27 protein-coding genes and 1 pseudogene are annotated in these 23,975 nt (G+C 40.0%); 8 read left to right on the top strand and 20 right to left on the bottom strand.

Annotated features, from left to right (window positions below; all coding sequences use genetic code 11):
* Positions 1-402: 402 nt before the first annotated feature.
* The 3 genes from QT711_RS15075 to QT711_RS15085 all read right to left on the bottom strand — a co-directional run bounded on the left by QT711_RS15075 (position 403) and on the right by QT711_RS15085 (position 3,534).
* The gene (locus tag QT711_RS15075) at positions 403-753 is read right to left on the bottom strand and encodes a rhodanese-like domain-containing protein (protein ID WP_317945614.1); all 351 of its coding nucleotides are present in this window, start codon (positions 751-753) and stop codon (positions 403-405) included.
* Positions 754-767: 14 nt separating this feature from the next.
* Positions 768-2,162 carry an MBL fold metallo-hydrolase gene (locus QT711_RS15080; RefSeq protein ID WP_317945616.1) on the bottom strand — a complete coding sequence of 465 codons (1,395 nt, stop codon included), beginning with the start codon at positions 2,160-2,162 and terminating at the stop codon, positions 768-770.
* A 100-nt stretch (positions 2,163-2,262) separates the two neighbouring features.
* Positions 2,263-3,534 (bottom strand): acetyl-CoA hydrolase/transferase family protein, encoded by a 1,272-nt coding sequence (locus tag QT711_RS15085; RefSeq protein WP_317945618.1) that lies wholly within the window; start codon positions 3,532-3,534, stop codon positions 2,263-2,265.
* A gap of 93 nt (positions 3,535-3,627) precedes the next feature.
* On the opposite strand from QT711_RS15085, the gene QT711_RS15090 reads away from it, so the two are divergent.
* The 6 genes from QT711_RS15090 to QT711_RS15115 all read left to right on the top strand — a co-directional run bounded on the left by QT711_RS15090 (position 3,628) and on the right by QT711_RS15115 (position 7,628).
* On the top strand, positions 3,628-4,335 hold the full coding sequence (locus QT711_RS15090; protein ID WP_317945619.1) for a hypothetical protein: 708 nt from the start codon (positions 3,628-3,630) through the stop codon (positions 4,333-4,335).
* Between the two features lie 64 nt (positions 4,336-4,399).
* The gene (locus QT711_RS15095) at positions 4,400-4,729 is read left to right on the top strand and encodes a CHY zinc finger protein (RefSeq protein ID WP_317945621.1); all 330 of its coding nucleotides are present in this window, start codon (positions 4,400-4,402) and stop codon (positions 4,727-4,729) included.
* 105 nt (positions 4,730-4,834) lie between these two features.
* The gene (locus tag QT711_RS15100; RefSeq protein WP_317945623.1) at positions 4,835-5,788 is read left to right on the top strand and encodes a calcium/sodium antiporter; all 954 of its coding nucleotides are present in this window, start codon (positions 4,835-4,837) and stop codon (positions 5,786-5,788) included.
* Positions 5,789-6,085: 297 nt separating this feature from the next.
* Positions 6,086-6,334, top strand: coding sequence for a DUF3923 family protein (locus QT711_RS15105; protein ID WP_317945625.1), 249 nt, complete (start codon positions 6,086-6,088; stop codon positions 6,332-6,334).
* 62 nt (positions 6,335-6,396) lie between these two features.
* The gene (locus QT711_RS15110; protein ID WP_317945627.1) at positions 6,397-6,792 is read left to right on the top strand and encodes a group-specific protein; all 396 of its coding nucleotides are present in this window, start codon (positions 6,397-6,399) and stop codon (positions 6,790-6,792) included.
* Positions 6,793-6,905: 113 nt separating this feature from the next.
* Positions 6,906-7,628 carry a metallophosphoesterase family protein gene (locus tag QT711_RS15115; RefSeq protein ID WP_317945628.1) on the top strand — a complete coding sequence of 241 codons (723 nt, stop codon included), beginning with the start codon at positions 6,906-6,908 and terminating at the stop codon, positions 7,626-7,628.
* A 150-nt stretch (positions 7,629-7,778) separates the two neighbouring features.
* On the opposite strand, the gene QT711_RS15120 is transcribed toward QT711_RS15115, so the two are convergent.
* From QT711_RS15120 to QT711_RS15155, 8 genes are all read right to left on the bottom strand, one after another.
* Entirely contained in the window at positions 7,779-8,285 is a 507-nt protein-coding gene (locus tag QT711_RS15120) for a hypothetical protein (protein ID WP_317945629.1), read from the bottom strand.
* Complete coding sequence (locus tag QT711_RS15125; protein ID WP_317945631.1) at positions 8,282-8,764, bottom strand: NUDIX hydrolase; 483 nt, start codon at positions 8,762-8,764, stop codon at positions 8,282-8,284. Before QT711_RS15125 ends, QT711_RS15120 begins: the two co-directional genes overlap by 4 nt.
* A gap of 23 nt (positions 8,765-8,787) precedes the next feature.
* On the bottom strand, positions 8,788-9,861 hold the full coding sequence (locus QT711_RS15130) for a metallophosphoesterase (RefSeq protein ID WP_317945632.1): 1,074 nt from the start codon (positions 9,859-9,861) through the stop codon (positions 8,788-8,790).
* 171 nt (positions 9,862-10,032) lie between these two features.
* Entirely contained in the window at positions 10,033-11,118 is a 1,086-nt protein-coding gene (locus QT711_RS15135; protein WP_317945634.1) for an AI-2E family transporter, read from the bottom strand.
* A gap of 275 nt (positions 11,119-11,393) precedes the next feature.
* Positions 11,394-11,744 carry a thioredoxin domain-containing protein gene (locus tag QT711_RS15140; protein WP_317945636.1) on the bottom strand — a complete coding sequence of 117 codons (351 nt, stop codon included), beginning with the start codon at positions 11,742-11,744 and terminating at the stop codon, positions 11,394-11,396.
* A 55-nt stretch (positions 11,745-11,799) separates the two neighbouring features.
* Positions 11,800-14,058 (bottom strand): bifunctional glutamate--cysteine ligase GshA/glutathione synthetase GshB, encoded by a 2,259-nt coding sequence (gene gshAB, locus QT711_RS15145; RefSeq protein ID WP_317945638.1) that lies wholly within the window; start codon positions 14,056-14,058, stop codon positions 11,800-11,802.
* 129 nt (positions 14,059-14,187) lie between these two features.
* Entirely contained in the window at positions 14,188-15,021 is an 834-nt protein-coding gene (gene fghA / locus QT711_RS15150) for an S-formylglutathione hydrolase (protein ID WP_317945639.1), read from the bottom strand.
* 5 nt (positions 15,022-15,026) lie between these two features.
* Positions 15,027-16,142, bottom strand: coding sequence for an S-(hydroxymethyl)glutathione dehydrogenase/class III alcohol dehydrogenase (locus tag QT711_RS15155; RefSeq protein ID WP_317945640.1), 1,116 nt, complete (start codon positions 16,140-16,142; stop codon positions 15,027-15,029).
* A 218-nt stretch (positions 16,143-16,360) separates the two neighbouring features.
* Here QT711_RS15155 and QT711_RS15160 point away from each other — a divergent pair, with 218 nt between their 5' ends.
* Positions 16,361-16,729 (top strand): winged helix-turn-helix transcriptional regulator, encoded by a 369-nt coding sequence (locus QT711_RS15160; protein ID WP_371391323.1) that lies wholly within the window; start codon positions 16,361-16,363, stop codon positions 16,727-16,729.
* A 189-nt stretch (positions 16,730-16,918) separates the two neighbouring features.
* Here the strand turns inward: QT711_RS15160 and QT711_RS15165 are convergent, their stop codons facing one another.
* The 6 genes and pseudogenes from QT711_RS15165 to QT711_RS15190 all read right to left on the bottom strand — a co-directional run bounded on the left by QT711_RS15165 (position 16,919) and on the right by QT711_RS15190 (position 21,219).
* A complete protein-coding gene (locus QT711_RS15165) occupies positions 16,919-18,010 on the bottom strand; it encodes a DUF4179 domain-containing protein (protein ID WP_317945727.1) in 1,092 nt (363 codons plus the stop codon).
* A 35-nt stretch (positions 18,011-18,045) separates the two neighbouring features.
* Positions 18,046-18,612 carry a sigma-70 family RNA polymerase sigma factor gene (locus QT711_RS15170; RefSeq protein ID WP_317945641.1) on the bottom strand — a complete coding sequence of 189 codons (567 nt, stop codon included), beginning with the start codon at positions 18,610-18,612 and terminating at the stop codon, positions 18,046-18,048.
* A 211-nt stretch (positions 18,613-18,823) separates the two neighbouring features.
* Positions 18,824-18,898 (bottom strand): annotated as a pseudogene (locus QT711_RS15175) (GNAT family N-acetyltransferase); the annotation flags it as partial.
* A gap of 30 nt (positions 18,899-18,928) precedes the next feature.
* The gene (locus QT711_RS15180) at positions 18,929-19,546 is read right to left on the bottom strand and encodes an NUDIX hydrolase (RefSeq protein ID WP_317945643.1); all 618 of its coding nucleotides are present in this window, start codon (positions 19,544-19,546) and stop codon (positions 18,929-18,931) included.
* Entirely contained in the window at positions 19,543-20,190 is a 648-nt protein-coding gene (locus QT711_RS15185) for an HAD family hydrolase (RefSeq protein WP_317945728.1), read from the bottom strand. Before QT711_RS15185 ends, QT711_RS15180 begins: the two co-directional genes overlap by 4 nt.
* Before the next feature lie 180 nt (positions 20,191-20,370).
* Complete coding sequence (locus QT711_RS15190) at positions 20,371-21,219, bottom strand: VOC family protein (RefSeq protein ID WP_317945644.1); 849 nt, start codon at positions 21,217-21,219, stop codon at positions 20,371-20,373.
* A 101-nt stretch (positions 21,220-21,320) separates the two neighbouring features.
* Between QT711_RS15190 and QT711_RS15195 the strand changes: the two genes are divergently transcribed.
* Positions 21,321-21,644 (top strand): winged helix-turn-helix transcriptional regulator, encoded by a 324-nt coding sequence (locus QT711_RS15195; RefSeq protein WP_317945646.1) that lies wholly within the window; start codon positions 21,321-21,323, stop codon positions 21,642-21,644.
* 62 nt (positions 21,645-21,706) lie between these two features.
* Here the strand turns inward: QT711_RS15195 and QT711_RS15200 are convergent, their stop codons facing one another.
* The 3 genes from QT711_RS15200 to QT711_RS15210 all read right to left on the bottom strand — a co-directional run bounded on the left by QT711_RS15200 (position 21,707) and on the right by QT711_RS15210 (position 23,959).
* On the bottom strand, positions 21,707-22,378 hold the full coding sequence (locus QT711_RS15200) for a DUF4956 domain-containing protein (protein ID WP_317945647.1): 672 nt from the start codon (positions 22,376-22,378) through the stop codon (positions 21,707-21,709).
* Complete coding sequence (locus tag QT711_RS15205; protein ID WP_317945648.1) at positions 22,347-23,138, bottom strand: polyphosphate polymerase domain-containing protein; 792 nt, start codon at positions 23,136-23,138, stop codon at positions 22,347-22,349. Before QT711_RS15205 ends, QT711_RS15200 begins: the two co-directional genes overlap by 32 nt.
* 242 nt (positions 23,139-23,380) lie before the next feature.
* The gene (locus tag QT711_RS15210; protein ID WP_317945649.1) at positions 23,381-23,959 is read right to left on the bottom strand and encodes a nucleotidyltransferase domain-containing protein; all 579 of its coding nucleotides are present in this window, start codon (positions 23,957-23,959) and stop codon (positions 23,381-23,383) included.
* Positions 23,960-23,975: the final 16 nt, after the last annotated feature.

A 23,975-nucleotide genomic window follows, 5' to 3' on the forward strand; every position in this document is an offset into this window, starting at 1 on the left:
GCCATGAGGTCAGCTTTATTAACAAGCTGGCCTAGCCTGCCAAGGCTAACATGTCCGCCACTCCATGTAAAATCAGCTAAATTGTTGGCTATTGTGTGTTACACATACTTCTTGACGGTACCCTTCCTTGAGCGCGAAACCCACTTCCTTGAGCGCGGGACTCACTTCCTTGAGCGCGAAATCCGATTCCTTGAGCGCGGGACTCACTTCCTTGAGCGCGAAACTCGCTTCCTTGAGCGCAGAACACACTTCCTTGAGCGTGGAACTCACTTTCTTGAGCGCGGGACAACATTATTTAATGCATGCGGGTCATTTACTAGTATCTGCCAAGGACCATTCCACCGACGCGATTAAAAAAAGCATCCCGCAGCACTAGAGGCTGTCGAGATGCTTGTTCAATTGTTAACGCCAGGCGATCATGCCGCCTTTGACGTTCGTAACATTTGTAAAACCGGATTTTTTTAGGATGTTGGCTGCTTGTGCGCTACGCATGCCACTTTGGCAAATGACAATTGTTTCCTTGTTTTTGTCGAGTTTGTCCACTTTCGCTTTTAGCGTGTTCAACGGGATGTTTTGAAATTCACGGATGTGATTTCCTTTGTATTCTGCTGGTGTTCGTACGTCGATAAATTGTTTCGATTTGTCTTTCAGCAGTCCTTTTACATCATTCGTTGTAATTGTTTTTACGCCTTTTGCTGGCATCATGCGCCATACAAAAAAGGCGACAATTGCTAGGATGAATATCCATTCCATTTCCGTAATCTCCTTTATTTTTTAGAATAGGTGGCCGTATATGCGCTATACCCGCCAGCCATATGTTTTACATTGTTGAATCCTCGTGCTTTTAACACACTGGATGCAATTGCAGAACGGGCGCCACTTTGGCAATGAACAAGTAATGTCTTGTCTTCCGGTAGCTCAGTCGTACGCAATTTACCTAAGAAATTATGATGCGCTTCCTCGAGATGTCCATCGTTCCATTCTCCGTCATTGCGGACGTCAATGACAAATGCATCTTCATCTTTCATTTCTTCTACAAAATTCTGTACGGACAACGTATCGTAACTTTCCGTCTCAAGCCCTTTTAACAAAGCTGGATCTGCGAACGCAATAATTGCGTCGAATCCGATAGATTGCAATGCTTTTTGTACATCTTCTTGCTCATTCTCTTCCGCTATGACGACGAGTTTTTCATCGTATCTTACTAACCATCCCGCCCAATTTGCAAAGGACTTATTGAATGGGATATTAATGGATCCTTTCAGCAAGCCTTTATCAGCGATTGTTGCCGGCCTTGTATCCAAAACGAAGACTCCATCTTCTGCAGCCATTTTAGCAAGTTCTTCACTTGACGTTAACACGCGTACTTTTTCATCGCGTAAGATAGCAGGTCCAACTTTGTTCTGCTTCTTCATCTCAGCGAAATAAACAGGTGCTTCCGGCTGGTCTTTCAACAGTTCCGTGATAAACGTTTCTTCATCCGTAATTTGAAGTGCCCAGTTAAATTTCTTTTCATATCCGACTGTTGAAATGGGTACGGCACCTAATGATTTACCGCATGCCGATCCTGCGCCGTGCCCAGGCCAAACGACAAGATGATCTGGCAGTTCCTTGAACCGTTGGACGGATTTGTACATGTCGCGAGCACCACTATCTGCAGTACCACCTATACCAGCTGCTTTTTCAAGTAGATCTGGACGACCGACATCACCGACGAACACGAAGTCCCCTGTGAAAATCCCCATTGGATCGGTTGCGCCGCCTCCACGATCCGTTAACAAAAATGAAATACTTTCAGGCGTATGTCCTGGTGTATGCCATACTTCAAAATCAATATTTCCTATTGAAAACTTGGAACCTTCCGTGACAAACTCCACCGCAATACCATCTGTGTACGTATACTTCCAGTTTTCATCGCCTTCATCCGATAAATACAGCTTCACACCGTGCTGAACCGCGAGTTGACGGGCACCTGAAACATAATCAGCGTGGATATGTGTATCGGCAGCCGCTGTAACGCGCAGCCCTTCTTTTTCAGCCGCTCGTAAAATATGATCAAATTCACGTGGCGCATCAATAATAATCGATTCACCCGTCCGTTGACATCCGATTAAATATGCATTTTGTGCTAAATTTTCATCTGTGAATGACTTAAAAAACATATATACCCCTCCTGGTATTATTTTTATTTAATATACCATGAGGGGTATTAGATTGCAATGCATTTGTTTGAAAAGAAAGAGAGGCTGTCATAAGCCCCTCTCAGTCAATTAACCCAAATTTTTTTGCATCAAACCACAATTGTTCTCTGAATTTCGGATGCGCAATGTCAATCAAAGCTTTTGCGCGTTCAGCAATTGATTTGCCATGTAAACGTGCAATTCCATACTCGGTTACAATATTATCGACATCATTTTTAGAAGTCGTCACGATCGATCCTGGACTTAGATGCAAATTAATGCGTGAAATCGTATCGTTTTTTACTGTCGAATGCATGCATACGTATCCTTTTCCGTGTTTGGAGAGCCGAACCCCTCTTGCAAAATCGCCTTGCCCACCACTCGATGAGTAATATCGTCCACCGACGGTTTCGGACGCACATTGTCCATAAAGGTCGACTTCTGTCGTTGCATTAATCGACACCATATGTTCTTCTTTTGCAATTTCATAAGCATTATTGACAACACTTACCGGCAAAAATTCCACAGATGGATTATTATCTAGAAAATCGTATAAACGTTGTGTTCCAAAAGCAAACGCTGCGACAATTTTCCCTTTATGGGTCGACTTACGCATTCCATCAACAGCTCCAGCTTCAACAAGGTCAACAATTCCATCGGTAAGCATTTCCGTATGAATACCTAGATGGCGCCGATCCTTCAACATACTCATGACTGCATTCGGAATGGCTCCAATGCCAATTTGTAACGTATCGCCATCTTGAATCTCTTCAGTAATATATTCGGCAATCTTGCGGTCTTTATCAGAAATGACTGGACGAATCTCTTCTGTTAACGGCTGATCATTTTCTATGTATCCTAAAATCTGACTACGATGAATGACGTTTTTCCCGAATGTCCGCGGCATATGGCGATTCACTTCAAGGATAAAAGGAACTTCACCGATGAAGTCCGCAACATAATCTGCTTGTGTCCCAAGTGAAAAATAGCCGTGCTCGTCCATCGGTGATGCAACAGCTAGGACGATCGGATTTGCAGTTGTCTTTTTTAAGAGCGGATACAGTTCATGGAACGAATTAGGTATGAGTTCTACGTTCCCGTCCCAATATGCTTTTCGTGTCGCTCCGCTGAGAAAATAAGAGATATGTGAAAGATGACCTTTCATTTTACCGTTCATATAATCTCTTTCCCGTAACGCTAACATTTGATGCACGTTAACGTTTTGCAACTGCGTATAATTTTCTTCCAACATATCAAGTAGCTTGTGCGGCTCCCCATTGGATAGTGGAATAATAAGATCCATCTCATTTTTTACAAAGTTCATTACTTCCTCTTTTTCAAGACGTTTTGTCACCCACAACACATCCCTCATTTTTGTATTCAGTATAGCCCAGACTGAGCGCTCGCTCAACTTGTTGTATCATGCAAAACTATTTATACTGGAACTATGAAAAATTTAACAAGCGAACAAATTAGACAGCTGAATAGTTATAGTGTGTACCTAACTGAACCCGTGCATCCTTTATTTACACTTCAAGACCTCTTACATGAACAGAAAACACTCGATTGCTTGAACGCTGTGCAAGTAGTTAGTGGAAGTCCAAATTTGACGGTAGCAGCTTCCTTTATGATGCGTCGAGTCGGTATGTTTGTTGCCATGCAGTTTTATAACCTCGCAGCCTACGGAGATATTTGGGAAGGAGATGCAAGCAAACTTTCATTTGGGGCAATTGAGGAGTACGGCAATCGAACGGTTAGTCTCTATGCCGATGCAACTGACTGGCAACCTATAGACGATGATGCACATGAAGAAGCGATTCGAAAGATTTTACGACACGCACATGCAGTCATCAAGCAGTTGCGAACGGTCACTTCGGTTTCACCGTTGACGCTTTGGGAAAATATCTTTGGTTTCCTTCTTTGGCAATATCACGTGCTTCTTGGCAATCCAGCGACTTCAATGGAAGCTCGGATAGACTTGGATATCCTAAAAGACGATCAAACGTGGACAGGTATCGCCTCACGCTCTTTATTCGCAAATTATTTACAAGGGTGTGAGCCATCTGATTTGCTGAATACGACTGTGCGGACGACTTGTTGTTTTTCAAAAGATGTACCCGGCCTTATTCAGTGCGGATTTTGTCCGTTAAAGTAAAAATCACACCTTACAGGACTCTCACCTTATGAACAGGAATTTATGCAAACAGGAGCGTGGTTGAATGCTGTGCCATGGACATGATGTACTAGGAAGTCTCGTCGATCGCGAAACGCGTTGTGTACATTACCATTCAAACCTGGATATTATCGCAATTAAGTTTTATTGCTGTGGCTTGTACTTTCCCTGTTTTTCATGCCATGAAGAATCTGGTTGTGGGCATCCCGCCGTTTGGCCGAAGGAACGGTTCAATGAAAAAGCAATACTTTGTGGGGCGTGCGGATGGGAAATGACTGTCGAACAATATATGAGCTGTCATTCCGAATGCCCGTCTTGTCGAGCCAAGTTTAATCCCGGTTGCAACTTGCATAAGGCGTACTATTTTGAAGTGTAGATTGCTTTGCATCCAAGCTTATAATTGGTGCAAATCGGGTATGTATGGATAGCGATTAGAAGATACTCGAAACAATAAGTAAATGTGATAGGGGACATCAAACACATGGCATATGTTTTATTAGTCGTTGGATTTATTTTATTAATAAAAGGAGCTGGCTACTTTGTCGATGGCTCTTCAAACATCGCAAGATTACTCCAAGTTCCACCAATCTTAATTGGGTTGACCATTGTCGCTTTTGGGACAAGTTCTCCAGAAGCGACTGTCAGTATTATCGCAGCACTGGAAGGAAGTGCTGACGTTGCAGTCGGAAATGTTGTTGGGAGTAACATCTTTAACATTACGCTCGTCGTAGGATTGGCCGCTTTCCTTTATCCTTTGAAGGTCGAAAGTGAAACGATTCGAAAAGAAATCCCGTTTACGTTACTTGCAAGTGTGGCATTGCTCATCCTGATGAGCGACATTTTCTTGCAAGGGTTCAGTAGCAATATGATTACACGCAGTGATGGTTTTATCTTCCTCTTGTTTCTTTCCATTTTTATGTATTACGTCATTGAAATTGGCCTAAAGAGCCGGAAAAATGCGGTGAATGAACCTACTCCCAAGAACATTACCTGGGGTAAAAACATTGTAATGACTTTACTAGGGCTGGCCGCTATTATTTTCGGGGGAGACTTGGTCGTCGATAATGGAACGAAAATTGCCTACTCTCTAGGCATGAGTGAAACATTGGTTGGTCTAACGATTATCGCTATTGGGACTTCTCTTCCTGAACTCGTCACGTCAATTTCAGCAGCATTGAAAAAACAAAGCGAAATTGCGCTAGGGAATATTGTAGGAAGCAATATCTTCAACATTCTATTTGTACTTGGTGCTTCGTCTGTCATTTCGCCATTAGCGGTGAGCGATAAAGTGTTTACAGACGTCGTGCTCATGATTATTCTCACTGTAGTCTTATTGGTGTTCTCACGGACAGGTTTCAAAATTGGAAAACGTGAAGGTTTCGTACTTGCGGCGGTTTACGTTATTTATTTGGTTTATATTATCGTACGGAATTAGGAGCGGCTGATTAGGATTAAGCCACTGATTCTGTACTACCCTATAAGAATCCAAAATGACAATGCCGTAACGATGAACAGCTGTAGCAAGTAAAAGATAAGCGTTAGAGCAAGTTGTTTAAACAATGATACCGACATTTTAACGTAACGATAATATTTAGGTAAATCAAGATTATACTTTTTACATCACAACCTAATTACACCTTAAGCCGTAGTGTGCAATATAACTCAGGTCCCTTTCCAAATATTCTTATGCACTATAGAATAGAGATATTCTGCTAAGATAAGGAGTGAGATTATGCGCAAGCTATGGCTTTATTGGTGGATAGCTAACATTTTTTGGGCTGTTATTTTTTCAGTAGGTACTGCCTTCGTCTGGCTTAGAGATATTGATGGTGCAGGCGTTACACAAACACCCGAGGCAAAATTAATTGCATTTTCATTATTATTGATCGTATTTATTTTCCCAGTAATCCTTCAAGTTGTTTGGTTAATCGTTAACATAGTAATTATCAGCAAAAACAAAAATAACAGACATCATGCATAAATCTGGGCGCAGTTATCAAGTAGCAACTGCGCTCAGTTTATTACATTAAGGAGAAAATACATATGAAAAAGTTCTATGTAGCATCCAGCTTTCAGAACAAAGAAATCGTTCGCCATGTAAGTATGCGGTTAGTAGATAAGGGATTCATTCATACATATGATTGGACAAAGAACGGCCGTGCTTCCACGATTGAAGAGTTAATGGAAATCGGACTACAAGAAAAAAATGCTGTTTTGGAGGCAGATTTCATTATCGTTTTATTGCCAGGTGGAAAAGGCAGCCATATTGAATTGGGCATCGCTCTTGGCCAAGGAAAAACTATATATTTGTACTCGCGTAATGACGATATTAATAATTTTGAAACAACTAGTACCTTTTATCATCTATCGAATATTGAAAAATGTACGGGAACTATCGATGAGTTAATCAATATCGTTACAACTAGACAGATCACATGACGTTCCTTGAATGAACGCATTCAGCTAATAGTGCTGGAAGTTTAGTGGTCGGATTCACATGGAATTATTATCTAGTTCAGAAGAATATTTCACATTGATCTGGGGGGATTAGTTTGTCAAAAATAGCCATCATTTCAGATATTCATGGGAATTTAACTGCTTTAGAAGCCGTGCTGGAGGATATTGAAAAACGTGGTGTAGAACGAATTTTTTGTTTGGGAGATTTGGTAGGGAAAGGTCCGCGGGGTTCTGAATGTATTAAACTTGTTAGAAAGCATTGCGAGAAAGTCATTTATGGAAATTGGGATGTATTTATCCGAGAAGAGACAGATAATGAAATCCTTAAATGGTTCCAAAGTCAGCTATCAGATGAAGATTTTAATTACCTAGCTTCCTTACCATTTTTTATTGAGTTTGAATTAAACGAGAAGCTATTTCGTTGTTTCCATGCCTCACCAAGGAGCGTTTTTGAGCGAATTGCACCTGAGTATCATCCAAAAGAAAAGTGTTTATCTCTCTTTGAAAATAGTGAAGAAACACATTCTCTACACAACAAACGCACGCCAGATATTGTGTTTTATGGAGATATTCACATTACATTATTAAGAAGCTATGAAATCGGCACTCTCTGTAATGTAGGAAGTGTGGGTTTAGATCTAATTGATGCTACATATGTCATTGTGGATGGTTCTCATGGAACAAACTCCATAAACTTTGTGCGCGTTCCTTATGATAGAGATGCAGAGCTTAAGGCGGCAAGGGAATTAGGAATGGTAGGTTATGAGCACTATTATAAAGAGATTATGTATGATCAATTTATGGAATCAAAGAAATAATATCATCTATTGAAAGATTGTACACCATATAGACCCGGGAAAGCCGTCACAAAGACGGCTTTTGCACGGAAAAGCAAAGCATTACAAGTAAGGTGTTTAAAACGGACACTTTCTTCTCTAAGAGATCGATAAAAAAGGAAAGACAATCATTCAGGGCTTATTCGCAGGTGATCCTTCCGTTTGCGGTCTTTTCCACTTTTCAATAAACAAATAAATGAACATCGGCAATACAGACAAAACGATAAACAGAATTGCCAATTCCAAAAATAGCGTGTTTATGCGATAGACAGGAATTTTCATGTCCATTAAATCTTTAATAGGATCTGCACCTATGGAGAGAAGGAGTAAAGCAAAGACAAGTTCAAATCCCCAAGTTCGTAAACGAATGATTTTTTCCGGCAACTCTATCTTCAGCAACTTCTCAAATGGAAGCTTTTTATTCGAATAGGAAGAAGCCCATTTATGTAGCGCGTAACCAGTAATACAGATTACACTAAAAAACAACAATTTGCCGATTGGATAACTTAGAATTTGTGATAATAAGTACACTAGGAGTAGAATTGTCACAGTACCTACAAGTACAATCCCCGCTTTTCGTTTCACATCCACTGTCACATGCCACTTCATCGGTGGTAATTTTACTTGTCGTTTCGTCATACTTTCTGATCCAACTTTACACTGAATTCCGGATGTGTCACATATTCCATATAGGCAACGACACCACTACCTTCCAAATATTTCTGAAAACGCGTGCGATACGCAGGTGCAGAAATGTAGTCGAGGACAAGCTCTTTTTGAACCCAACGGCTATCGGACGTTTCTTCAGATGTGCATAGCTCCCCGCCTATCGGGACACACGCGAAATCCATCATCACCTTTGTCGGCACATCAGTTACTCCGTCATACCATTTATGGATACCCGTATTGGAATAAATACCGATCAGTCTCGTTACCTCAATATCAATGCCACTCTCTTCCTTTACTTCCCGGCAAACGGCATCCATTAGATTCTCACCCACTTCGACTTGCCCACCTGGAAATACCCATCCTCCATGTTTCGTTTTGACGAGGAGAATATTGCCAGCTTCGTCCTCTACAATTCCACCTGCAGCTACAATATGTGTTGGCATAGCCATTTCCCTATCCCCTTCCAATTTTATTAGTTTATACACTCTTTTGGAATCCAACCTACGCTCCCATCACTCTTCTTTATGAGCGTGTATCCTTCACATGTAGCATTTACGATTGAAACGGTTTCTTCTTTCTTCACACTAAGGAAAGTCGTACTTACATCGCCCTTGCACATGCCATTATCTATGTATTCATTTTTCACCCATTGCTGGATACCCAATTTCACGTTTTCACACAGTGTAAAATAGGATTCTTTTTTAATCTCAATAAGCTCATAGTTCGGATACGTCACCGTCCCAACTCGATTCGTTAAGTCCATATGGTCCTGTACAATTTCCTTTTCTTCTAATTCATCCACATACGTACAAGTTATTTCTCCGTTTTTAATAATAAGGGCATTTAATTGTCCGTCTTTTTTAATGCCATTGCCACCATCCAATGAGATAATTCTCTTAGTAGTATCTATGACAGGAGAATTCGAACTGACCGTTTCAGAACGGTAATTGACGACTGGCCAATGCCCGACGATGACCATATTGTCCAACTGATGACCTTGTTCATAAAATAAAGGCATATACAAAGCAGATTCGAGACTTGTATTTCTCCAATCTTCCCGATTTTCCACACCTGCATGGATAACAATGAATTCATCTGTCTCATAACCAACTGGTAAGTGATCCAGCCAATCGAGTGTTTCACCAAAATGTTCGCGATAGAACTCCCCTAACTCCCGCAACGACGGAAAGTGTTCCAGTTTTCGATTATGCTGTTCCAACATTTCATTCAAAATCGAATACGGTTGCTTCGCCATATAGTTTTTGATGCCCTCTACGTTGTTGAAAACATATTGGTGCACAACATCGCAATTCCCTTTCGTAATAAAAACCCGATCTGCACAACTAGCAAGTTCTCTTGCAAAGGCAACCGTCGCAAGGCTGTCTGGCCCCTTCTCGCAAAGGTCTCCATTGATGAACAAGTAATCTTCCGTTGTGTATTTGACCTTTTCAAGTAATCTTTTAAACAATGGCAAGTTTGCATGTATATCTGAAGTGATAATAATTCGTCTGTTTTTATCCAAATCCAATGGCTGAATGTCGATCAAATGCCCCGTCTCCTTCGTTTTACATAGCATGTAACTACTTCTACACAAGTTTACCATATTCGATTGAATTTTCGATGATTTTATTGATAGAAGTATATTGAGTAGCTTCTCCTACTTGAAAAACTGTATTTTAGAATGAAAAAACCCCCATAATAATGGAGGTTCCCTACCTTAACCCGCTACATCCTTCGTAGCGGCTCTTTTTATTTTCATTCGTTGTTCATATACATTGCGCACGATCACTTTCGCTACTGCATAGACCGGGATGGCAACGATGATGCCTACAAATCCTGCAATGTTTCCCGCAGCTAAAATAATTGTGATGACCGTGAGCGGATGGATGTCGAGCGATTTCCCCATGACGTTTGGTGTAATGAGGTTGCTGTCAATCTGTTGTGCTACCAACGTGACAATCGCGACAAGAATGACCATTTTAGGTTCATCCAAAAATGCAATGACGACAGCTGGCGTGACCGCAATCCATGGACCAATGAATGGAATGAGGTTCATGAATAAAGCGAAGAGCGCCAACAACAGTGCATACTCCAATCCAATGATCTTGTAGCCGATAAAGATCAACATTGCGAGAATCGCGCTGATTAAAAATTGACCCTGAATGTAAGAACGAAGAACATTGTCAATGTCACTCAGCGTTTTCTTGACCCATTCTCTACGTTCTCCGGTAAATAAATTGTAAATGACCGGCGCAAATTTTTCGTGGTCTTTCAACATGAAGATGAAGAAAAACGGCACTAAAATGAGCAAAAATACTGCTTGGAATAGCGATTGTAAAAACTGAACAATCCACTTTCCGAAGTTTACCGCAATCGTTTGTAACGAGTCCGCAGCAGCATCAAGCGATTCTTCCAGTTTCTCCGGCAATTCGCCCTTTTGGTCAAGGAACACATCTTTCATCTTATCTAATTCTTTTCCAATTGCCGGTGCGTTTTCAACGAGTTTATTCACCTGTTGCGTGACAGGTGGACCAACAATTGCAAAGAAGCCCCAAGCAACGAGCGCTAGCGCTACAAGGATGGACACGATACTTGCCCAACGAGGAAACTTCCGCTTTTCTAAAAATCGTTGAATCGGTTCGGTCATGTAGTACAGCACGCCACCGAGCAAAAGCGGTAAAATGATCGCTTTAATAATGATGATAATCGGAGCGAACAAGAAACTGATCTCCAGGAAATACTTAATGACCAATATTGCTAATAGGATTCCTACTCCGACTTGGAACCATAATTTCTTCGTCAATCTTCCACTTCCTTTACCAATTATGTACATTACTTCTTAGTATACGGTTTATTACGGTCGGTGTCGAAAATAGTTTCACGATCACGTAGAAATTAGGAAGATTTTCTTTCTAGCATGTCCATAAATCTTCTTCTATAGAATTTTATCCATTTTTTGAGGTGACGATACTTTCACGTCAATACAAGCATTCATTCATCACATGCTAAAAACCGCGTGTAACCAAGACTCAACAGTTTGGTTTCACACGGTTTTCTGACAACTTCTCATCGATATAATCAGTCTTTCATAAAGTTTTCAATTTCTTCTTCAGTCATCGAAGAATCACATCTAACTTTAACGTCGCTGCCTTTTGTATAAATGAAACCAGGAACAGTCGGAATATCGTACTCTTTCCGAAAAGCAGTAATCCCGTCCATGTCCGATGGATCCACACTATCTACATAGTAGACAAGTGTATCTGTTTTATCCGCAACTTTTTTCAGCTTTGGAATGAACAATTGACAATACGGACAAACCGCCTTGCCAATGTAAATGACCGCCTCTCCGTCACCTTTGACCAATTCTTGTGCTTTTTCTGCAGTAATCTTCTCAAAACTTGCTACTGTTTCATTGTAAGTCGTATTCATCCAACATGCTCCTTTCATGATTGTTTTTGCGACTAAAACCTTGTTAAACGAAAGATTATCCTACTTCAGGAAAAAGTAAGCGTAAAATGTGTTGCGTTACGCGTCTAGATTCTCCTTTATACGGATAAATATGCATATACATCGATGGATTAAAGTTTGCTTCAATGATTCCGTATGCATTTTCATCCGTTGCAGGCACTTCCGTATTTTCAATAAGTAAATCAATGCCACAAATTCGTGCACCGATTGCAGTCACCGCTTCCGCTGCGATCTTTTTGTAATCATCCGGAATTTGATCCGTAACGTCAATCGAATCTCCACCTGTACTAATGTTCGAGTTTTCGCGTAAATAAACGATCTCTCCACTTTTAGGAACAGAACTGATTTCAAAACCTTGACCTTTTAGCATCAGCTTTTCCAGTTCTCCTAATTGGATAATCTCTAACGGCGTACGGTGGTCTCTCCCTCTTAGTGGATCACGATTTTTCTGGGCGACTAATTCTTCAATTGTCTGTTTGCCGTCTCCTTCGACATTCGCAGGCACTCTTAATAGAACCGCAAGCACTTTACCGTCTACAACGAAAAAACGGTACTCTGTTCCGTGTATGAATTCCTCAAGCAATACCGAAGAATCTTCTTTAAAAGCAAGTGAAATGGCTTTCTCGTAGTCTTCGTATGCTGCACCTTCTTTAAAGATGGAAATGCCTAAACCATAATTTGTTGACTTTGGTTTCACAACAAAAGGTTTCGTTGAAAATTGTTGATAGGCACGCATTGCTTGTTCTTCACTTTGAAATTCTTCACCTTGTGGCACGCGGTAACCATGTGCATGAAGAATCTTCTTAGTAACTGTTTTATTCTCCATTATGAGTGACGAAATATACGTATCTTTACTTGTCATATTGCCGTTTTTCACGTATTCCACATGTTCATTGACTTGGAGTTTAATGAACTGCTCTTGACGATCTATAATATCGACTTTAATACCTTGTTGCATTGCATCAAAAAGCAAAATTTGCGTTGAGAGCTCCATATCCGTGAAACCTGCTAACTGATAAGGATGCTTCCAAGCAGTATCGTAATTATCCTTCGCAAAAGTTGTTGCGACTTGACATTGCTCGCCAGTACCGATTTGTTCCACTAGTCTACCTGCTAACGTCAACGTTGGTTCTTCGATCATGTTTTTGACGTTTTCAAACAATGATTCAGGAACTTCTAGCTTAAACTTCTGGACAAACTGCTCCATCTCTTCAACGATTGTACGTGCTTCCTTATGAAATGCCGTTTTTTCCAGAGGATGTTCTAACGCAACGGTATTATTGTTTAAATCCCCTTCTTGCACCCACTCATCGGAACATGCCCCTTCTTCTTTCCAAAGAAGATACACTAAGAAAACATGTAAAAACTTGGCCTGTTCGTAGCTAATGCCGTTCAGTTCAAAAGGATTCAAATCGATATTTCGTAATTCGATGTACTGAATTCCATGATTCTGTAAATCTGCAACCCGCTGCCCACCACGTAATCGAACCGGTGAATAAAACTCTTTTTCCTCCACCAACTGCCCATTTTTCACCAAGGTTGTGAGGTCTGAAACATAGTCGTGAATACTATTAAAGGATACTTTAACATCCTCACGATTTGTATAACCGAATTTGCTGTTTCGTAAGCTTCTTACCGGCTCATTCGTCGTATTTTCCTCGAAAAAGTTTTGTTCACTAAGTGGAGATGCACCGAACAAATAAGTATAGAGCCAACGATAATGCAAATAATTTCTTGTCACTTTTAAATAGACTGCAGTTTTAAATTGATCATAATCTGCAATTTCTGTTTGTGCAGAAAACAGCGCTTTCAGCAGTTCCTCGCTAAACTCAAAATTAAAATGAATCCCACTAATCATTTGCTTTCTACGGCCGTATGATTTTGCTAACGCTTGGCGATATTCCACACTGGCCGGATTATTCAGTTTGGCAATTACGATCTCTTCTTCATTTTGAGGAAGCGCAGGAGGCATGCTTAATGGCCAAAGCATTTCATCTTCACTGATCGATCGATACGTGACATCATGAATGGCAGATAAGAAATTAAGTAGCTCTTCCAAAGACTCGGTTACAGGCGTGATTAACTCCATTTGGGTTTCAGAAAAATCACGCTGTATATAAGGATGATGATCTTGCACCGATAAGCTGCTTGGATGATCCGTTTTGGCTAAGTTTCCTGAAAGGTCTACACGGTGACTCTCCTTCTCTACTCCAAAACGTGCTTTCCCCAAAAATGGCATCACGCGACGATCATCCAGTAATTGTTTGAAATCCATTTAATAGCCTCCTTCATACTGGCTTGTAGCAACTTCCCGTTCATAACGAAAAGCACCAAGCGAAAATATCCACATTGACGAATCATGTGGATATTTTCATACGTGCACTATACGTAACTGCGGATTGTTTTATTGAAAGTGGTTCATATGGAAAGCGAAATGCTCCTCTAAGAAAGTTGCAATAAAATAATAACTATGATCATAACCTTCTAGTTTTTTATATTGCACTTCCTGGTTTGCTTGGCGGGCATTCGCAAGAAAATCCGTTTCTTCCAATTGAAGTGGATAAAAATTATCCGCACTCCCTTGCATGATTAGTAATGGAGGAACATTTCCATCCTTTATCAACTCTGCAGCGTCCCATGATTTCCAGTCGGATTGATTTTCACCTAAGTACGCTGTAAACGCCTTAATGCCCCAAGGTGATTTACTTGGATGCAAAATCGGTGAAAATGCTGAAATCGCTTTATATCTGCTTGGATTTTTCATGCCGATTACGAGCGCTCCATGTCCGCCCATGGAATGCCCCATTATGCTCTCTTCACCTGAAAAGTTCGGAATTAGCGTCTTCGCAATTGCTGGTAATTCTTCAACGATGTACGTATACATTTGATAGTTCTTTGCCCACGGTTCCTGCGTTGCATTCACATAGAATCCTGCACCTTGCCCTAAATCATAGCCCTCATCATTTGCTACCTGTTCTCCACGAGGAGATGTATCTGGCATGATGACAGCTGTTTGATAGTGATCTGCGAGGCGTTGGAACCCACTTTTGTGGCTAAAGTTATCATCCGTACAAGTTAAGCCTGAAAGCCACCAAATAAGAGGAATGGGCTTTTGACTTTCATTTGAAGGCAAATAGAGACTAAATGTCATATCGCACTGCAACACTTGTGAAAAGTGACGATACTTATTATGCTGACCACCGAATGAACGATGCTGTTCAATAAGCTCTACACTCATTTAAATCACTCTCCATATGTCAATATTGTACGGATCGACTCACCTTTGTGAAGTAATTCAAACGCTTCGTTGATCTCTTTAAAATCCAAGTGGTGCGTAATGAAAGAATCTAAGTCAATTTCACCATTCATATAGTCATTTACCATACCTGGTAATTCAGTTCTTCCTTTTACGCCTCCAAAAGCAGAACCTCTCCACACGCGTCCTGTCACTAATTGGAATGGACGTGTATGAATTTCTTTCCCGGCACCTGCAACACCAATAATTGTACTTTCACCCCAGCCTTTATGGCAACATTCAAGGGCTGCTCTCATCACTTCTACATTTCCAATACATTCGAAGCTATAGTCAACCCCACCGTCTGTCATTTCGACGATGACTTCTTGGATTGGTTTATCGAATTTAGCAGGGTTTACAAAATCCGTTGCACCCATTTTCTTCGCTAATTCGAACTTGTCTTCATTCAAATCAATAGCAATAATTCTGCCTGCTTTCGCTTGCACCAACCCTTGAATAACCGCTAATCCGATAGCGCCTAATCCGAATACAGCTGTCACAGAGCCTTCTTCTACTTTCGCCGTGTTGTGTACTGCTCCAATTCCAGTCGTCACACCACACCCAAACAAGCAGACTTTATCAAGCGGTGCTTCAGGATCAATTTTAGCTAATGAAATCTCGGGTACCACTGTATATTCACTAAACGTACTTGTTCCCATGTAGTGATAAATAGGCTCTCCATTGTAAGAGAAGCGCGTTGTACCATCCGGCATTAGACCTTTACCTTGTGTTTCACGAACTGCGCTACATAAGTTTGTTTTCCCCGAACGACAGAATTTACACTCTCCACATTCAGCTGTATATAACGGAATGACATGGTCGCCCGGTTGGACAGTTGTAACTCCCTCACCAACTGCTACAACAACGCCGGCACCTTCATGGCCTAACACTGCTGGAAATACACCTTCAGGATCATCGCCTGATAATGTAAAAGCATCTGTATGACAAACGGAAGTATAAAGGATTTTCACTAACACTTCTTTTGCTTTCGGTTCTGCTACGTCAATCTCCACGATTTGTAGTGGTTCACCCGGTTTAAACGCTACGGCCGCTTTACTTTTCATTAAACATCCCTCTTTCTAATTATTGTATTTACTGTATCCATCATGGCATGCGGACATACAATATTTCAATACTGACATTTTTGTCACTATGAACATAAAGCATAATAAGTTATGATGTATCACATAATGCACTTTACTCTTCTTATATTTGCATAGTAAAATTCTAATGGCAATACTGACATTTTTGTCAGCAAGGAGATTATTTAAAGGATAAAGGAATGAAAAAATTGGAGATTACGTATAAAGAAAAAGAGTTTTATACAAGTAAAGATTTGGCTCTATCTGTTATCGGAGGCCGTTGGAAAATCGCAATTATTTGGTGCTTACTACAGCAATCCCCTTTAAGACTAAGTGAAATACAAGAAAAACTTCCAGATGTTAACCAACGAATGCTGATCCGGCAGTTAAGAGAACTGGAAGACGATCATATTGTTACTCGATTTGTCTATCCTGTCGTTCCCCCAAAGGTTGAATACGAGTTAAGCGAAATTGGACGTCGTTTAGAACCCGTTGTTACGTCCATATGCAATTGGGGTGATCAATTCCTGAACCATGTCGAAAAGAATGAAAACGAAAGTCACTCATAGTCTTCATCGGAAAGTTTATAAACATTGTGGAGAGAAAGCGGATTGTAAAACCGCGTGAATCGACGTTTACAGAACTCCGATTCACGCGGTATTTTTAAACAATCCAAGAAGTGCTAACTCCCCACAAGTTGACTGAATAAAGCAATAGAGACATCTATTTACTAGTGAATAGATGTCTTATTGCTTAAATTAGTTACTATCCAATTCAATAATAATGTCTTCTAGTGTAAATTCTTCTCTACCCTTTCCTTCCTTTGTAGGATTGGTAATTTTTTTCACCGTTTGATTCGCACCGTTTCCGGTAATTTCGACACCACCATGATTTTCTGCTGTATATTCAATCATTGTCACATAAGGTGTAATAATTAGCTTTGTCGCATTCGGATCCAACTTTTGAAATGTCTTACTCCAGTTCATTTGCGTATCATTTACATTACCATACCCACCATTTCCAAAACCTTCATAGCGATTTCCTAAATCATCTCTAACTTCAATTTCAACATCGACATTGTGCCATTTATCGCTTATCGCTTTAGAAACTAGTTGATTATAGTACACAATGAAAGACATTGGGGTTACTGAAATTTTATCAACCGTTACTTTCACCCCATCCTGTTCAGCACTTTGGCCAAATAGCTGAACATCATTAGCAGATGCTTTTAATGAAAGAGAGAAATTCCATTTTCCTTTAATTTCTTCTTGTGTTTCCTCAATCGTAATATGGTCAACTTTCCATTGTACCTTTACACTTTCGGGATCCTTTTCATCTAATCTACTTCCCGTAATCAAGCCCACATATTGATTTTTGCCTACATGTGAAATTTGATTACTTCCTGAACCACCATTTGTCCCTTTAATATCCAAATAACCACTTGCAAGCGGCTTTTCTCCCAAATCTTTTTCACTTTCCATGGAGTAGGTCAGTAAAACGGTTTTCCCGTCGTATATTGCATCATTGATGGTAATTTTTACGCCATCACTTTCCTCCGTCAAATTGACCGCGCTGGAATACTCTTGATAATTATCGTAGATGCCCGTTCTTCCATTGTCTAAAAACCTAAAAACATCACCGATAATCGGTATGTTTCCAGCATGAGCAGGAAAAGCCAGGCTTAATGTAGAGACTGCTAATCCACATACAACTACAGCTGCTACTACTTTCATTTTCCATCCCTGTTTCTTCCTCTTTCGACGTATTGATGCTTTTAATTTCTTTTTCGCTTTGGCTCTATCAAATTCACTAATCTCCATTTCTTCCATTTCACTATCATTAAAATCCATTTCATTTAACAACTGATATATATCTTTTTTATCTTTCACAACACAAAACCTCCTGCTTTAAGATCAATCGCTTCCTTCAACAATCTTTTCTTGCCACGAAACACCCGATTGTCTATTGCGGTTATACTTAGACCTGTTTGTCTGGAGATGTCTGCCGTCTTGTAGCCTAAGAAGAATTTCATCAAAAATATATCTCGATCTATGGGCTCTAGTTGATTGATGAGCGTAATCAATTCTGTTCGATCTTCCATTTTGATTAATTCCTCTTCAATGGACATTTCGGCATTCAAATTCATATGTTCCGAAGTAATCTCCACCTGTTTCACTGCTTTTCTGTAGTAATCGATGGATTTGAATTTAGCTATTGCACAAATCCATTTTCTGAAATCCGTTGCGTCTCCGCGGAACTTATCTGCGTTGTCCCAAATGGATAGAAATACATCATTGACACATTCATCCACAATCCCTTCGTTACCAAGAGGGGAGAGCACCTTGTACGTAATTCCTTTTATTAATGGTAAGTAGGCGTCCACGATGAATTCTAGTGCGTCCTCTTTTTGTTTCTGTAATCTTCGGATAAAATTTTTACTAGTTGACTTCATTTACAAATCCCCTTATTTTTTGTAAAAGCTTTTACACCTTATACAACGTACGGAAAAATTTAATCTCTCACATTTTATTGTTATGTATGCTAACATCCAGTTTACCAAAGAAAAAAGCGATTCCCTGAGTGATAAATCGCATAAAAGAACTGAAGTCATCAACAAAAAACACTGATACGAAATCAGCGTTCTTAAACTTCCGTTTCCCTATTCATTTAAATTTATAATACCAAAAAGTCGCGATTTCATTAGCTATTGGGAAGTTTGAATAAAGGATTGTATCAACTAACCTCTATGCCATCATTACAAATTAATCTTAATCAAATAGTGTTTCTTTTTCAGGAGTCCGCAAAAATTCAAAGAGTGTCTTAATTTGACACTCGGTATTTCTATTCGTAGAAAGCTGCGGTAAATTGTGTTCCGAAAAAAATTGAATTTTATTCGTTTCAATGCCTGTAGTTGCTTCTCCTCCAACAATCTCACACAAGATAAATATCTTATAGTAGTGATATGGTTCTGGAGGGTGTGGGTGTTTATTTTTATCCAATACCGCAAGTAATCTGATTGGGAGTACATCATAACCAGATTCTTCTTTTATTTCCTTTACTACATTCTCTGAAGGAGATAATTCTATGTCACAAAACCCTCCTGGCAAAGCCCATTTATCATCAATATTTTCTTTCACCAGTAAAATCTGTTGGTTTTTAAACACTACACCTCGAACATCAACTTTAGGCGTTTGGTATCCTTTTTCATTCGCAAATAAATCTTTAATTTTGCTCATCTCAAGTTCAGTGTAAGCTGACATTATTTCTACACTAATTGTACGTAATTCCTCATAACGCTCAATGTCATACATATCTTTCGAAAAAGTTAATCCCGCCTGAGACAAAGCTTGAATTCTTTTTGCCCACTCCAACCATTGATGTTTCATAAGGCACCTACTTTAAGAAACCTTCTAAATTCCTTTACACTTTTGATGACCAAATCAGGTTGTTCGCTAAATGCAGGTGTTTGATATTCAGGTAACCACTGTACGCCGATTGTATAGACATTAGCTTGTACACCGGCAACTATATTTGCATCACTATCTCCAATATAAATCGCCTCAGAATTTGCTACTTGTAGAAGAGATAAGGCTTTCAGTAAACCCTCTGGATGAGGTTTAGGTTTTATGACATCATCACCCGTTATTATGACATCAAATAAACCTTCCATATTTAGTGCTTTTAGAGAGATATCTAAACTTCTTTTAGCCTTTCCTGTATAAATCCCTGTTTTTATGTCTGCTTCTTTCAAGGACTTCAGTAAATTAAGAATTTCAGGATTGACATCTACTAAGCTTTGATGTGATTCCGAATATTTTTCATAGAAATATTCAATTGCTTCTTCCTTATTAGGATGTAAAAGGTTATTTCGAATAATTCCTGTTTCAGAAGGGCCAAACATTTCTTTAATGGTATCCGAAGAAAGTTCCCTCTTATCAAATTCTTTAAATACAGATTGAAAAGCATAAAAACAAATCGGTAAAGTATTTGCCAATGTTCCATCAAAATCAAATACTACAGCATTCATAATTAGCTCCTTTGGGTTTAGCATGAGGACAGCAATCTTCACGCATTTAGTAATAGTCTATATAAGTATTCTATATTTTTGTATAAAATCCTTCTTTCTTATAGCTATTTTCACTGTAATTGACTTGACGAAGATTAACAAAACTAAGATTTCAATTCATCACGAATGTTTTAGTGCATATTCTTATACTTCCAACCTCAAAATAACACGATTGCCTGAAGGGTCTTCCACGACAAACGCTGCATCAATACGCTCAACGATATGCTCGAGCTCTCGAACGTTTTTTATCGCTTCTTGCAAAGTTTTTTCATCCGGATAAACGAGCGTAAATGCGTCCATTCCAGCACTTCCTTCAGTAGGACGAGGGGCATTCATCCCATTCCACGTATTCAGTCCGATGTGATGATGGTAGTTCCCATTCGCCATGAATAATGCTTGCGGGTAATGGCTGACAACTTTGAATCCTAACGCTTCATAGAACGTTTTCGTATCTCCTAAGTTGGCTACATGTAGGTGAACATGCCCCATGACTGTGTCTGCCGGGAGGCCATTCCATTCCTCATTCCCACTTTCAGCAACGACGCCATTCGCGTCTAATGGGTCCGTGCTCATTGCCACGAGCTCATTTTGCCACTTCCAGGAATCAGGTTCACGATCGCGGTAGATTTCAATTCCATTTCCATCAGGATCATTTAAATACAGCGCTTCACTCACAAGATGGTCTGACGCCCCTAATGGCACTTGATTCCGTGAAAAGTGCTTAATCGCTTTTCCAAGATCCGCGCGTGTCGGTAGTAAAAGAGCCAAATGATAGAGCCCCGTCCGTCTCGGTTCTTTGGGCAGTATCGCTTCCGGTTGCTCCAATACGAGTAAAGGTGTCTTCCCATCTGCTGTCAATACTACTTGGCCACTTCCTTTTTCCAAGACACTGAACCCAATAATTTCCGTATAAAAGTCTGTTAATTTGTTAAGATCTGTTACCTTTAAACGGACTTCTCCGGTATAAATATACGGTCGTTGATGAAATTTCATTTTCATTCCTCCTGGTAAGTTACTTACTTTATGTAACTAACTTTATATGCTACAATGGATATTGTCAACAACAAACGATTAGAAGCGAAAGGACCTTTGCCATGAATAACTTTGAACTATGCCCACGATTTGAAAAGGCCATTTCCATATTGAGTCAGCGTTGGACAGCCTTAATTTTGTATCAATTGATGTCTGGACCACAGCGATTTTGCACGATGACCGAGAAATTAGGCGTGAGCGGAAAAACGTTAACGGAACGCTTAAAGGATTTGGAGCAACAAGGTTTTGTCGTTCGCGAAGTATACCCTGAGACACCAGTACGGATTGAGTATTCATTGACCGACAAGGGGATGTCTTTGACACCGATTATGCAAGAAATTGAGGAGTGGTCGAGTGAGTGGATAGAATCGAGTTCTACTCAATAGTCCGAAACCCATTAAAAAACCACTCCCCTACAGCATTAAGGGTGTGGTTTTTTAGTTAGTCATTATAAATAAGACAGCGACACTTTTAAGTTCGCATTACGTTCGCGAATTGCATCTAGCAGAACTTGATCCTTCGTGTTTACCTTACTACGAATGGCAAATGTATATAAAATCATCGTTCCTAAATTGGTCGTCTCCACTTGGCGCAATTGGTGGAAATCTGTCAGCTCCCCAAGAATATCCTCGAACAAATCTTCATGATTCAAGTTTTCAGGTACTGTCACTTTTAAGATTTGGGTGTCTTTCCCTTTGCCATAATCGAATTTAAATAACAAATAGAAGATCAGACTAGCAAATACAGTTAGGACAATTGCCAACTCAAATTGAAATAATCCCGCCGTCATACCGACACAAAGACCAAAGAAAATATAGGCAATATCCTTGGCATTCGTTACCGCACTTCTAAAACGAATTAACGAAAATACAGCGAATAAACCAAACGCCACACCTGCATTCCCACTAACCACATTCATGACGACAGATACGACGACAGACATCATTATAATCGTATGCACGAATGCTTGCGAATACCGTTCCCCTGTAAATGTTGATATGTACACCTTCGTAATGATTAAACTTAATACTGCAGCTAAAGCCATTGCCGCGATACTCATTAGAATCGTTGGCTGCCCTTCTAATCCGTTAAATGAAAACAAGTTGTTGATCTGTTGCATCTTCCATTCCTCCAATAGTTGTTTTCTCTCGAACTACCTGTGGTGTCACAACACCCTTTAATAATTCTGTACTCGTGCAAAACTTCGAAGCACTTCGTTGTTCGCACTCCAAACTTTGTAGAATTCGTGCGAGCCATAAAGGCACACTGTGTTCAACCTTCACTTCCAATACGACAAGATCTTCGTCAATGAAATAATCACCATACGGACCGTGTTCAAGCATTAAGTCCTCTCTTCTACATCGCAAGTCAAAGTCGAACGTCATTCGTAAATCCACGTTATCGACACCATGCAGTGCGTGTCTGTTGTAGCTAACAATCATTTCTGGTTGCAACTCGTAATACTTACGAAAATAATCAATTTCTTTTAGCACTTGATAATTCGTCGTATCATACTGACTCAAGTCTGAATCAGTATCCGCAGACAAATAGCGATATGCTTCTTTTAGCGGCAAGAGCATACGCCTCTTATTCACCACTTTGTTGTGCTTTTGCTTGACTTCAAAAAAAGCAGTGCTTTCCGGAGTTGCCTCATCGTATACGCGCAATCTCAACTTCTGGCGATACTTCAACTTGTTTTTCGTTTCAAAGTAAATCGTCCGATCCGGATTATCGAAGTATAAGCTTGTGACGGTATACCGGCCATCTGTTCCGTTTTTATCATTTCTCATTCTTGGTCCAATCTGCTCAACTAATTGTTCATATTGGTTTCGGGTAATCAAATATTTTTGTTCTTTCCGACAAAATATCTCAATTGCCATGAGACCGTCCCCTTTCTCTTTTAGTAACTTACTTAACCGATAGCTATAATCATAGACTCACTGAATTTGAATTCACTGTGAGATAGATTAGAAATTGGTGAGGAATATATAGAAATTTAAAGTTACATATGCATAAAAAACCGATTGCAATTATGCAATCGGCTTCTAATAAGTAGAACTGTATGGCACTCGTCTTTGTTAATGGAGAAAACCATTTTAACGCTTCATTATCATCATTCGATTCATACCAGCTCTCCTTGCAACTCAGAAATCCACAAATGACCAGGAACATGAACCTTAAGTGCATCACAAAGCCATTCCTGATCCTCTTTGCCAATCAAATCTTTTACCGCAAGAAAGTCCGCATGATCTTTCTCTCGTGTGTTGTTAGCCTTATACAAGAGCACGATAACCGGATGTAAAAAAGGGATTTCTTGTGGAGACTTTAAGAATAGCAATGAACTTGGAAAGCTGATCCTCGGATCCCTTCTAAAAATCCATTGATCATTGATCACTTCATTCAACAGCAGCTCCAATTGGTCACCATAACCTTGATGCGTTCCATGCAATTCATGAATCGGCAATTCCAATGTCTCTGGACCCCAGTCAACAAATTGATGCTTTACAACTTTCTTGAATGACCAATCATGCAGCAATCTTTTTAGTCCATGCTGATCCTCCCGAAGTATGGCAATTTCTATATCTGAATGCTCTCGGGTTACCTGTCCAACAAAAAGATCAATTGCCCACCCACCTGCAATTCCCCACGGTCGGTCGTAGGCCTCCATCCAATTTGCTACTTTTTCAAATGGACTTAGCATTATATTAATCCCCTCC

It is taken from the genome of Sporosarcina saromensis (genome assembly GCF_033253735.1).
In the GTDB taxonomy this organism is placed as follows: Bacteria; Bacillota; Bacilli; order Bacillales_A; family Planococcaceae; genus Sporosarcina; species Sporosarcina saromensis.